Origin of the sequence: Alkalihalobacillus sp. AL-G, assembly GCF_030643805.1 — a bacterium.
In the GTDB taxonomy this organism is placed as follows: domain Bacteria; phylum Bacillota; class Bacilli; order Bacillales; family Fictibacillaceae; genus Pseudalkalibacillus.
Window position 1 is genome coordinate 1 of sequence record NZ_CP094656.1, and the last position, 12,503, is coordinate 12,503.

8 protein-coding genes and 1 rRNA gene are annotated in these 12,503 nt (G+C 42.5%); all 9 read left to right on the plus strand.

Translation table 11 applies throughout. The annotated features are described in order from the left end of the window. The 9 genes from dnaA to MOJ78_RS00045 all read left to right on the plus strand — a co-directional run bounded on the left by dnaA (position 1) and on the right by MOJ78_RS00045 (position 12,460). Entirely contained in the window at positions 1-1,356 is a 1,356-nt protein-coding gene (gene dnaA / locus MOJ78_RS00005) for a chromosomal replication initiator protein DnaA (protein ID WP_304979237.1), read from the plus strand. Between the two features lie 230 nt (positions 1,357-1,586). Continuing rightward, positions 1,587-2,729: a DNA polymerase III subunit beta gene (gene dnaN, locus MOJ78_RS00010; RefSeq protein WP_304979238.1), complete on the plus strand. Its 1,143-nt coding sequence runs from the start codon at positions 1,587-1,589 to the stop codon at positions 2,727-2,729. Positions 2,730-2,928: 199 nt separating this feature from the next. Next, positions 2,929-3,141, plus strand: coding sequence for a S4 domain-containing protein YaaA (yaaA, locus tag MOJ78_RS00015; protein ID WP_304979239.1), 213 nt, complete (start codon positions 2,929-2,931; stop codon positions 3,139-3,141). 14 nt (positions 3,142-3,155) lie between these two features. Further along, positions 3,156-4,277, plus strand: a complete 1,122-nt coding sequence (gene recF, locus MOJ78_RS00020; RefSeq protein ID WP_304979240.1) for a DNA replication/repair protein RecF — start codon at positions 3,156-3,158, stop codon at positions 4,275-4,277. Positions 4,278-4,288: 11 nt separating this feature from the next. Beyond that, positions 4,289-4,555 (plus strand): extracellular matrix regulator RemB, encoded by a 267-nt coding sequence (gene remB / locus MOJ78_RS00025; protein WP_304979241.1) that lies wholly within the window; start codon positions 4,289-4,291, stop codon positions 4,553-4,555. Between the two features lie 86 nt (positions 4,556-4,641). Continuing rightward, positions 4,642-6,564, plus strand: a complete 1,923-nt coding sequence (gene gyrB, locus MOJ78_RS00030) for a DNA topoisomerase (ATP-hydrolyzing) subunit B (protein WP_304979242.1) — start codon at positions 4,642-4,644, stop codon at positions 6,562-6,564. 53 nt (positions 6,565-6,617) lie between these two features. Further along, positions 6,618-9,185 (plus strand): DNA gyrase subunit A, encoded by a 2,568-nt coding sequence (gyrA, locus tag MOJ78_RS00035; RefSeq protein WP_304979243.1) that lies wholly within the window; start codon positions 6,618-6,620, stop codon positions 9,183-9,185. 120 nt (positions 9,186-9,305) lie between these two features. After that, a complete protein-coding gene (locus tag MOJ78_RS00040) occupies positions 9,306-10,370 on the plus strand; it encodes an HD-GYP domain-containing protein (RefSeq protein ID WP_304979244.1) in 1,065 nt (354 codons plus the stop codon). Positions 10,371-10,910: 540 nt separating this feature from the next. After that, a 16S ribosomal RNA gene (locus MOJ78_RS00045) occupies positions 10,911-12,460 on the plus strand. Positions 12,461-12,503 lie beyond the last annotated feature (43 nt).

Sequence of the window (12,503 nt, forward strand, 5' to 3'; positions counted from 1 at the left end):
ATGGAGAATATTAACGATTTATGGAATAAAGTTTTATCGGAAATTGAAAAAAAACTAAGTAAGCCAAGTTTTGAGACATGGCTTAAATCTACGACTGCTCATTCGTTACAAGAGGATACATTGGTAGTCACTGCTCCTAATGAATTTGCACGTGATTGGCTCGAGTCAAGGTATTCCAATTTGATTTCAGAAACCTTACACGACATCACGGGGGCAGAATTATCTGTGAAATTTATTATTCCTCAAAATCAGTCCCAGGAAGAGTTGGACTATGAACAAGCATTAAAGAAAAAACCGAAAGTAGATGTGGATCCTTCGGATGACAATCTGAAGCAGAGCATGCTGAATCCGAAATATACGTTTGATACGTTTGTAATTGGTTCTGGAAACCGGTTTGCTCATGCTGCATCGCTTGCAGTTGCAGAAGCACCAGCGAAAGCCTACAATCCGCTGTTCATCTATGGGGGCGTTGGACTCGGAAAAACACACTTGATGCATGCAATCGGTCACTATGTGATTGACCATAACCCGAGTGCAAAAGTGGTTTATTTATCATCAGAGAAGTTTACGAATGAGTTCATCAATTCAATTCGTGACAATAAAACTGTCGATTTTCGAAATAAATTCCGAAGTGTAGATGTCTTGCTTATTGATGATATTCAGTTCCTGGCTGGAAAAGAACAAACCCAGGAGGAATTTTTCCATACATTTAATACATTACATGAAGAAAGCAAACAAATCGTTATTTCCAGTGACCGGCCGCCAAAGGAAATTCCGACGCTTGAAGACAGACTGCGATCTCGTTTCGAGTGGGGGCTTATAACGGATATCACACCGCCAGATCTAGAAACTCGTATTGCGATTTTACGGAAAAAAGCGAAGGCTGAAGGACTCGATATACCAAATGAAGTCATGCTCTATATCGCTAATCAAATCGATACGAACATCCGTGAATTAGAAGGAGCACTCATTCGTGTCGTTGCGTATTCATCCTTGATCAACCAAGATATGAATGCCGATCTTGCCGCTGAAGCTCTAAAGGATATTATTCCTTCTTCAAAGCCAAGAACGATAACGATTTATGACATTCAAGAACGTGTTGGAGAAATCTATAGTGTTAAGCTAGAGGATTTTAAGGCAAAAAAACGGACGAAATCTGTTGCCTTCCCAAGACAAATCGCAATGTATCTTTCGAGGGAGTTAACCGATTTTTCATTACCGAAAATAGGAGAGGAATTCGGTGGCCGAGATCATACAACGGTCATTCATGCTCATGAAAAAATCTCTAAATTGCTTGCAACTGATCAGCAACTTCAAAATAAGGTTAAAGAAATTCGCGATATATTGAAAAAATAGCCTGTGTATAATTGTGTATAATTTTTCGGTTTCGACTGATTTTATTCACAGGCTATCCACATGTGGAAAACTATCGGTTGTCGTGTTTTTGCATGGTTATCCACAAAATCACAGGCCCTACTAATATTACTGCTATATTTTTATTTCAAATAATGAATAATATGTCCAAAAATAATTGAATAAAAAAAACGAAATGATTGAAACCGAAAATCCGAGGGGGAAGAAAATTCATGAAATTCGTTATGAATCGGGATCAACTTGTAACTAGTGTACAGGATGTAATGAAGGCAGTATCCACACGAACAACGATTCCAATTTTGACGGGAATTAAAATCGAGGCTCATGAAGATGGAGTAACATTGACAGGAAGCGATTCTGACATATCGATTGAGCGCTATGTTCCAGCTGTAGAGGAAGACTACCAATACGTTGAAATAGAGAAGCCCGGAAGTATCGTATTGCAAGCACGTTTTTTCTCAGAAATCGTAAAAAAGCTGCCTGATTCAAAGGTAGAAATTGAAGTATATGATCGATTTGCAACTCGGATTCGATCTGGGTCTTCGGAGTTTAATTTGAATGGACTTGATCCACAAGAATATCCTAGATTACCAGAGGTACAAGAGAACAATCGTTTTAGTATGCAGGCAGATCTGTTAAAAACATTGATTCGTCAAACGGTCTTTGCGGTGTCCACCTCAGAAACACGCCCTATCTTGACAGGTGTAAACTTGGATATTGAAAATGGCGAACTAAACTGTGTTGCAACAGATAGTCATCGACTGGCGTCACGTAGTGCAGCAGTAGAAACGACTTCTGAGGAATTATCATTCTCGAATGTTGTCATACCAGGAAAAAGTTTAAGTGAACTTTCTAAAATTCTTGATGATTCCAGCGATCTGGTTGATATCGTAGTTACTGAGAGTCAGGTACTTTTCAAAGCGAAAAACATACTCTTTTTCTCACGTTTACTTGACGGTAATTATCCAGACACGTCTAAATTGATTCCAAATGAATACAAAACAGAAATGGTCATTGCAACCAAGGAATTTTTACAGGCGATTGATCGAGCCTCCTTGTTAGCGAGGGAAGGTCGAAATAATGTCGTCAAATTTGCTACAATGGAGAACAATCAAATTGAAATTTCCTCGAATTCACCTGAGATTGGAAAAGTATTCGAACATGTTGCAACAGAATCACTGACTGGGGAAGAATTAAAGATTTCATTTAGTGCAAAATATATGATGGATGCATTAAAAGCGATGGATTGTACAGAGGTTCGGATCAAATTCACTGGTGCAATGCGCCCATTTGTATTGACACCAATAGAAGGACAAACAATCAAACAACTTATTCTTCCAGTTCGAACGTACTAAGAAAAAGATAAGAGCTACTAGTGACCGTTATTGTCCTGGTAGCTTTTCCTATAAGAAAAAAATCATCAATGGGTCAGTCCACAAGTTTTTTCTTTGGAGAGGGATTCCTCGGTACAACTCATAGCAATACTGAAAGTTACGCTCGTTGATAAACTGTGAATTTTTTTGCATCACTCCCAAGGATAGGAGGGAAATCAACATGACAGAGATACAAATAACTACCGAATACATTACCCTCGGTCAACTGTTAAAACAAGCTGATGTGATACAATCGGGCGGCATGGTAAAATGGTATTTGGCAGAACATGAGGTATTCGTGAACGAAGAACCAGAACAACGGCGTGGAAAAAAGCTGTATGAGGGAGATATCATCACGATACCTGAAACCGGAACGTTTGTCGTAGCACGTTGAATGGGGGTTTCCCTTTGTACTTACAGGAACTACAGTTGAAAAACTACCGAAACTATGAATCCGAAGCATTGCAATTCGAAGATAACGTCAATGTATTCGTCGGAGAAAATGCCCAAGGGAAAACAAATGTCATGGAAGCAATCTATGTGTTAGGGTTTGCAACATCACACCGCACATCGAGAGATAAAGAATTAATACATTGGGATTCAGAATATGGTAAAATAGAAGGTAGGGTCCAAAAACGGAACGGTCCATTATCTTTACAAATCGTTATCAACCAAAAAGGTAAAAAGGCAAAATATAACCACATTGAACAACGTAGATTAACGGATTATATCGGCGCATTGAACATCGTCATGTTTGCACCTGAGGATCTTAACTTAGTAAAGGGAAGCCCTCAGGTGCGACGTCGTTTTATCGATATGGAAATTGGACAGATCAGCCCTGTGTATTTGCATCATCTGAACCAATACAAAAAAATCCTTCAGCAACGAAATCATTTGTTGAGAGATATGCAGCGCAAGCGATCGAATGAACAACAAATCATGCTTGATATTCTTACAGAGCAACTCGTTGAACAAGCTGTCAAGATCGTTCAAAAACGCTATCAATTTCTCGATTTGCTGCAAGAATGGGCTGCACCCATCCATCGTGGGATAACGAAAGATAATGAAAAACTAGATATCCAGTACAAATCAACGGTGCACGTATCAGATTCGTTAGATATGACGAAAATGATAGAAGAGTATTACGAAAAATTTGGTAAAATAAGAGAAAGGGAATTGGAACGCGGAACGACGATGGCCGGGCCCCACCGTGATGACCTCATTCTTCATGTGAATGAGAAAGACGTGCAAACTTACGGTTCTCAAGGTCAACAGCGTACAACTGCCCTTTCTTTAAAACTGGCTGAAATCGAACTGATCAAGGCTGAAGTAGGTGAGTATCCATTACTGTTGTTAGATGACGTATTATCCGAGCTAGATGATAGTAGACAGTCCCATCTTCTCAACACAATCGAGGGTAAGGTACAAACCTTCGTTACGACAACAAGTGTTAAAGGGATTGAGCATGATACATTAAAGAATGCCAGTCTATTTAACATTCAAGAAGGGACAGCCAGAATCGTAAAGTGAGGTGAATCCATATGTTCATCCATATTGGAGAAAACATGGTCGTACAAGCCAGTAATGTGGTAGCGATTTTTGATTATGAAATTGCAAACGACTCTGAAGAAACGAAGGCATTTTTAAATTATCATTCTAAAATTAATAACCTCGTTACGATTAGTCCTGAACTTATTAAGTCGATTGTGTTAACAACCGGTGAGGTGTACTTGTCCCCTTTATCATCAGTTACGTTAAAGCGACGGGCAAAAATCAATAGGAACTTTGAACAAATGCTTAATGGTTAAGGTTCAATCGAATAGCAACCTTATGTTAGGACAGCTGCATACATGTGTTTATTAAGTTGTTTTGAAAAAAGAAGTGGGTGAAAAGAATGAGTATTGACCAACAAACAGAAAACCAAGTATACGATGAAAGCCAGATACAAGTGCTCGAGGGGTTGGAAGCCGTTCGAAAGCGTCCTGGTATGTATATCGGTTCCACTAGTAAAAGAGGACTTCACCATCTTGTCTGGGAAATCGTCGATAACAGCATTGACGAGGCACTAGCAGGTTATTGTTCGGAAATTCGAGTGACGATTGAAAAAGACAACTCTATCTCGGTACAAGATAATGGCCGTGGTATTCCAGTAGGAACTCATGAGAAAATGGGGCGTCCTGCAGTCGAAGTCATTATGACCGTACTACACGCCGGTGGTAAATTCGGCGGTGGAGGCTACAAAGTATCCGGGGGACTGCACGGGGTTGGTGCATCCGTCGTTAACGCTCTTTCGTCTGAGCTTGAAGTTAAGGTCCATCGTGACGGGAAGATTCACTACCTGAAGTTTAACCGCGGTATTCCTGCTGAAGACTTAAAGGTTATTGGCGAAACGGACATAACGGGTACGATAACGCATTTTGTACCGGATTCTGAAATTTTCACAGAAACGAAAGAATATGATTTTGAAGTATTAGCGAATCGCTTAAGAGAACTCGCCTTTTTAAATCGAGGGCTGACAATCATCGCCGAAGACAAGCGTGGTGAAGAACATAAGGAACAGGTTTACCATTACGAAGGCGGAATCAAATCTTATGTCGAGCACATCAACCGTTCAAAGGAAACATTGCATGAGCCGATTTTTGTTGAGGGCGTGCGTGATGAAATTTCCGTTGAGATTGCAGTCCAGTATAATGACAGCTTTGCTAGTAACCTCTATTCGTTTGCAAACAACATCAGCACCCATGAAGGCGGAACGCATGAATACGGGTTTAAAACTTCGCTGACAAGGGTGATCAACGATTATGCCCGTAAAAATAACCTTCTAAAAGAGGATGGGAATCTTTCAGGGGACGATGTACGCGAAGGATTGACCGCAATCATCTCAATCAAACACCCCGACCCACAATTTGAAGGGCAAACGAAGACGAAGCTTGGGAATGCAGAAGCCCGAACTGTAACCGAATCGATTTTCGGTGAGAAGTTTTCACAGTTTCTATATGAAAACCCTACGACTGCCAAGCAGATCGTTGAAAAAGGAAGCATGGCATTACGTGCACGTCTTGCAGCGAAAAAAGCGCGGGAATTAACGAGACGGAAAAGTGCGTTAGAAGTATCAGCCTTACCAGGAAAGCTTGCAGATTGTTCATCAAAGGATGCGTCCATTTCTGAGCTTTATATCGTTGAGGGGGACTCTGCGGGTGGATCAGCCAAGCAGGGACGTGATCGACACTTCCAAGCGATTCTTCCACTTCGAGGGAAGATCATTAACGTTGAAAAGGCACGACTTGATAAAATTTTATCGAACAATGAAATTCGTGCGATCATCACTGCCCTGGGCACAGGAATCGGTGAAGAGTTTGACATTACGAAGGCACGTTACCATAAAGTCATCATTATGACTGATGCTGATACAGACGGAGCTCATATCCGTACATTGTTGCTTACATTCTTATATCGCTACATGCGTCCGTTAATTGAAACAGGCTATGTGTATATTGCACAGCCGCCGCTTTACAAGATTCAGCAAGGTAAAAAGGTCACGTATGCATATAACGATAAAGAAAAGGATCGTATTTTAAGTGAAATCTCCAAGTCACCAAAGCCTTCGTTACAACGCTATAAGGGTCTTGGGGAAATGAACCCGACTCAGCTTTGGGAGACGACAATGGATCCAGAGGGGCGGACAACTTTACAAGTTGAGCTCCAGGACGCAATTGAAGCCGATGAAATCTTTGAGATATTGATGGGGGATAAAGTTGAGCCCCGTAGAGATTTCATTCAGACAAATGCACAATACGTTAAAAACCTGGATGTATGATCAAGCATAAATATCACTAGGTTTACAACGAAGTTAATTGGAGGTAATCGGGAATGGCCGATATCGAACAATCTCGTAAAAAAGAAATCAATATAAGCGACGAAATCAGAACATCATTTATGGATTATGCGATGAGCGTTATCGTGAGCCGTGCTCTTCCTGATGTAAGAGACGGCCTTAAGCCTGTTCATCGTCGGATACTTTATGCAATGAACGACCTTGGTATGACAGCGGATAAGGCTTATAAAAAATCAGCCCGTATTGTCGGTGAAGTTATCGGTAAATATCACCCTCATGGTGATACAGCCGTTTATGATGCGATGGTCCGTATGGCACAGGACTTCAACTACCGTCAAATGCTTATCGATGGACATGGGAATTTCGGTTCTGTCGATGGTGATGCAGCAGCAGCGATGCGTTATACAGAAGCACGCATGTCTAAAATTTCGATGGAAATGATTCGAGACATCCATAGGGATACAATCGATTATCGTGAAAACTATGATGGAAGCGAACAGGAACCTGTCGTCCTGCCTGGCCGGTTTCCGAACCTGCTTGTCAATGGTGCAGCTGGAATTGCGGTCGGGATGGCTACGAACATTCCGCCACATCGTTTAGGTGAAGTCATTGACGGTGTTCTCGCATTAAGTCATAACCCTGATATAGAAATACCCGAATTGATGGAATATATTCCTGGTCCTGATTTCCCTACCGGTGGTGAAATTCTAGGGCGAGAAGGAATCCGCCGTGCTTATACGACAGGTCGTGGATCGATCATGACTCGCGCAAAAGCGGAAATCGAAGAACACGATAACGGAAAGAAAACGATTCTCGTCCATGAAATTCCATACCAGGTGAACAAGGCAAAGCTTATTGAAAAAATTGCCGAGCTCGTCCGGGACAAGAAAATTGAAGGAATTTCAGATCTTCGCGACGAATCCGACCGAAATGGTATGCGGATTGTCATTGAAGTACGTCGTGATGCAAATGCTAACGTTCTTTTAAATAATTTATACAAGCAAACGGCACTTCAAACAAGCTTCGGAATCAACCTTCTTGCACTGGTTGATGGACAGCCTAAAGTTTTAAATTTGAAGGAATGTCTTTACTATTATTTGAAACATCAGCAGGAAGTTATTCGTCGCCGTACAATTTTCGATTTAAAAAAAGCAGAAGCACGCGCGCACATATTAGAAGGACTTCGAATCGCACTCGACCATATCGATGAAATCATTGCCTTGATTCGTGGGTCGCGTACTACCGATGTTGCTCGTGAAGGATTAATGGAGAATTTCTCATTGTCCCATGAACAAGCACAAGCGATTCTTGATATGCGTTTGCAACGACTTACTGGACTTGAACGTGATAAGATCGAAAACGAATATCAGGACCTTTTAAAATTGATTGCTGAACTGAAAGAAATTCTTGCAGATGAAGAAAAAGTACTTGAAATCATCCGCACAGAATTAACCGAAATCAAAGAGAAGTATGACAATGATCGCCGGACTGAAATTACGCTCGGTGAAAATATGATTGAGGATGAAGACCTCATTCCACGTCAACAAATTGCGATTACGGTTACACACAATGGCTATATTAAACGACTTCCGCTTTCAACATACCGCGCTCAAAAACGGGGTGGAAGAGGAATTCAAGGAATGGGAACGAATGATGATGATTTCGTTGAACATCTTCTGACAACAAATACCCATAATACGATTCTTTTCTTCTCCAACCGTGGAAAAGTCTATCGTCTAAAAGGATATGAAATTCCTGAGCTTGGACGTACTGCCAAGGGAATCCCAATCATCAACCTTTTACAGATTGAAAAAGGGGAATCGATTTCTGCGATTATTCCAGTAGAGGAATTCGTCGATGATTGGTATCTATGCTTTGGTACAAAGGAAGGAATCTGTAAACGGTCTCCTTTATCTGCATTTGCGAATATTCGCCGTGGTGGACTATTTGCGGTCAACCTTCGTGAAGAAGATGAATTGATCGCTGTCCGACTTACTGACGGGACGAAGGATATCATATTCGGAACACATGAAGGAATGGCAGTGCGTTTCCATGAAACCAATGTTCGTTCAATGGGTAGAACCGCGACCGGTGTTAAAGGAATCTCTTTACGTGATGGAGATTATGTTATTGGAATGGAGCTTCTATCAGAAGATGAAAAGGACATTCTGATCGTAACAGAGCAAGGCTTTGGTAAACGAACACCGATGAGCGAATACCGTGTTCAATCACGTGGTGGTATTGGACTCCGTACATGTCACATTACAGACCGAAACGGCAAGGTTATTGCACTCAAAACCGTATCCGAAGAACAAGACATCATGATTATTACGAATACGGGTGTGGTTATCCGGATGGCTGCTTCAGATATTTCTCAATACGGAAGAAATACACAAGGGGTTCGCCTGATTAAATTGAACGAGGAAGTGGATGTCGCTACAATCACTGTAGTCGATCAAGTCGATGAAGAGGAATTCGACGAAGATGATGAAGGAAATGCGAATGAAACTGTTCAAGAAGAAGCGGATACAACCGATACAATAAATAAAGAAGCCGATGACAATAATGAAGACAACACAGAAAATGAACCAACCGAAGAATAACTAAACTGGGATGGCTCAAAAGCGAACGCACGTTGACGAACTTGTCAACTCACCTTTTGAGCCATCTTTTTTACACACTAAAACATTTCTGCTCAGATAAAAATTAAGAGGGGTTTTCACATGAGGGTTAGAGTTGATAATCTTGCCACTGGTGTTGTTCTTGAAGATGACATCTATTCTTTGACCAGTCGACCAATCATCAAACGAGGGACTGAACTTACAGAGGAACATATTCAATTGTTGAATGCATTCATGGTTCGTGAAGTGAAAATAAAGGAGCAAATTTTCCAAAAGGATACTGAAAATGATTCTTCGGAAGTTAAGCATACACCGAAACAAGAAAAGGGATTTGATGTATTATATCGGAACGCAGTATCTACATATAAGATCCTATTCAACAATTGGCAGGCAGGGTCAGCTATTGATATCTACAAATTACGGAATGTGATTGTCCCCTTAGTTGATCGTGCGTTAGAAAATCCCCGTTGCTTATTTTCATTGCACTACTATTCGAATGTCCAGGATTACATCTATCATCATGCCGTTTCGGTCAGTATCATTTCATCATTGATTGCAAAACGACTATCCTTTTCAAAAGGAGATATTATTCAGATTGGCCTGGCGGGTGCACTGATTGATTGCGGAATGTCGAAAATTCAACCTCGAATCCTAATGAAAAAATCATCACTGAGCCAATTGGAATTTGATGAAGTCAAGGAACACCCAACTCTTGGCTTCAAGATGCTTAAACGTACGACTGGAATTAAAGAGGATGTTATGTTAAGTGTCCTTCAACATCATGAACGGGAGGATGGAAGCGGCTATCCACTCGGAATAAAGGGTATGCAAATACATACATTCAGTAGAATTGTTGCAATCGCTGACGTCTTCCATGCGATGACTTCAGAGCGACTATATCGTGGAAAGCAATCTCCTTTTAAAGTGCTTGAACAGATGCTCAAGGATCAATTCGGAAAATTTGATCCAAAGGCATTAAGCATGCTTGTTAATGAATTTACGAACCTTTCGATTGGAACAAAGGTTTTTCTTACGAACGGAAAATCGGGTGAAATTGTATTCATCGAGCCCCAATCCCCAACACGACCGATGATAAAGCTTGATGGAAACGGTGAAATCCTTGTGTTGAAACAACAAAGCGATCTTTACATCGAATCCATTCGATAAGCATTATAGCGATTGAGTGACCCTTGGCAGTGTATTTGCACCGATACTGTCCAAGGTTCGCTCTTTTTATATGGTCTTTTCAGTTCGGTGCACGTATGTACAGAAGCATTCATAAGGTTTTCGACAAAAATATTAAAAATAAGGTTGAATAACCCTAAAGTGCGTGGTATAGTTATCAACGTTGCTCTTTTAAAACAATTCAGATGTAACCGAAACGAATTTAAAACTATTTCAAAAAAGTTATTGACGTTTGTTTCGAAAGATGTTACATTAGTTAGGTCGCTTCAAAACGACAGCAACAATTATTACATGAAAAAAAGCTCTTTGAAAACTGAACAAAAGCCAAGCGTGAAACGGACCTACATGGATTTATGGTTCTTCGGTTAAGAACGTCACATCCTGTGACAACACCGAAGTTAGCATAAGTAAAAACTGCGTTGATTTTTCATCGCAGACACGAAAATGGTTACATTTTTGTGTTGACATCCATGTGCGTCACAATTTTTATTATTTAAACTATGAGCAAGTCAAACTTCAACTTTATTGGAGAGTTTGATCCTGGCTCAGGACGAACGCTGGCGGCGTGCCTAATACATGCAAGTCGAGCGAACCGACGAGGAGCTTGCTCCTTTGAGGTTAGCGGCGGACGGGTGAGTAACACGTGGGCAACCTGCCTGTAAGACTGGGATAACTCCGGGAAACCGGGGCTAATACCGGATAACTTTTCTCTCTGCATAGGGGGAAGATAAAAGATGGCTTCGGCTATCACTTACAGATGGGCCCGCGGCGCATTAGCTAGTTGGTGAGGTAAGGGCTCACCAAGGCGACGATGCGTAGCCGACCTGAGAGGGTGATCGGCCACACTGGGACTGAGACACGGCCCAGACTCCTACGGGAGGCAGCAGTAGGGAATCTTCGGCAATGGACGAAAGTCTGACCGAGCAACGCCGCGTGAGTGAGGAAGGCCTTCGGGTCGTAAAACTCTGTTGTCAGGGAAGAACAAGTACCGTTCGAACAGGGCGGTACCTTGACGGTACCTGACCAGAAAGCCACGGCTAACTACGTGCCAGCAGCCGCGGTAATACGTAGGTGGCAAGCGTTGTCCGGAATTATTGGGCGTAAAGCGCGCGCAGGCGGTCTCTTAAGTCTGATGTGAAAGCCCACGGCTCAACCGTGGAGGGTCATTGGAAACTGGGGGACTTGAGTACTGGAGAGGAGAGTGGAATTCCACGTGTAGCGGTGAAATGCGTAGATATGTGGAGGAACACCAGTGGCGAAGGCGGCTCTCTGGCCAGTAACTGACGCTGAGGCGCGAAAGCGTGGGGAGCAAACAGGATTAGATACCCTGGTAGTCCACGCCGTAAACGATGAGTGCTAGGTGTTGGGGGTTCCACCCTCAGTGCTGACGTTAACACATTAAGCACTCCGCCTGGGGAGTACGACCGCAAGGTTGAAACTCAAAGGAATTGACGGGGGCCCGCACAAGCAGTGGAGCATGTGGTTTAATTCGAAGCAACGCGAAGAACCTTACCAGGTCTTGACATCCTTCGCTACTTCTAGAGATAGAAGGTTCCCCTTCGGGGGACGAAGTGACAGGTGGTGCATGGTTGTCGTCAGCTCGTGTCGTGAGATGTTGGGTTAAGTCCCGCAACGAGCGCAACCCTTGATCTTAGTTGCCAGCATTCAGTTGGGCACTCTAAGGTGACTGCCGGTGACAAACCGGAGGAAGGTGGGGACGACGTCAAATCATCATGCCCCTTATGACCTGGGCTACACACGTGCTACAATGGATGGTACAAAGGGCAGCAAAACCGCGAGGTTGAGCGAATCCCATAAAGCCATTCTCAGTTCGGATTGCAGGCTGCAACTCGCCTGCATGAAGCCGGAATTGCTAGTAATCGCGGATCAGCATGCCGCGGTGAATACGTTCCCGGGCCTTGTACACACCGCCCGTCACACCACGAGAGTTTGTAACACCCGAAGTCGGTGGGGTAACCTTTTGGAACCAGCCGCCGAAGGTGGGACAGATGATTGGGGTGAAGTCGTAACAAGGTAGCCGTATCGGAAGGTGCGGCTGGATCACCTCCTTTCTAAGGAGTCCTTTTAGGACATCACGCTTTGGCTTTTGTTTAG

What these genes read in the sequence shown, in the direction of transcription:
- dnaA (WP_304979237.1), top strand. Translation starts at nt 1, where the DNA reads ATGGAGAATATTAACGATTTATGGAATAAAGTTTTATCGGAAATTGAA.
- dnaN (WP_304979238.1), top strand. Translation starts at nt 1,587, where the DNA reads ATGAAATTCGTTATGAATCGGGATCAACTTGTAACTAGTGTACAGGAT.
- yaaA (WP_304979239.1), top strand. Translation starts at nt 2,929, where the DNA reads ATGACAGAGATACAAATAACTACCGAATACATTACCCTCGGTCAACTG.
- remB (WP_304979241.1), top strand. Translation starts at nt 4,289, where the DNA reads ATGTTCATCCATATTGGAGAAAACATGGTCGTACAAGCCAGTAATGTG.
- gyrB (WP_304979242.1), top strand. Translation starts at nt 4,642, where the DNA reads ATGAGTATTGACCAACAAACAGAAAACCAAGTATACGATGAAAGCCAG.
- gyrA (WP_304979243.1), top strand. Translation starts at nt 6,618, where the DNA reads ATGGCCGATATCGAACAATCTCGTAAAAAAGAAATCAATATAAGCGAC.
- MOJ78_RS00040 (WP_304979244.1), top strand. Translation starts at nt 9,306, where the DNA reads ATGAGGGTTAGAGTTGATAATCTTGCCACTGGTGTTGTTCTTGAAGAT.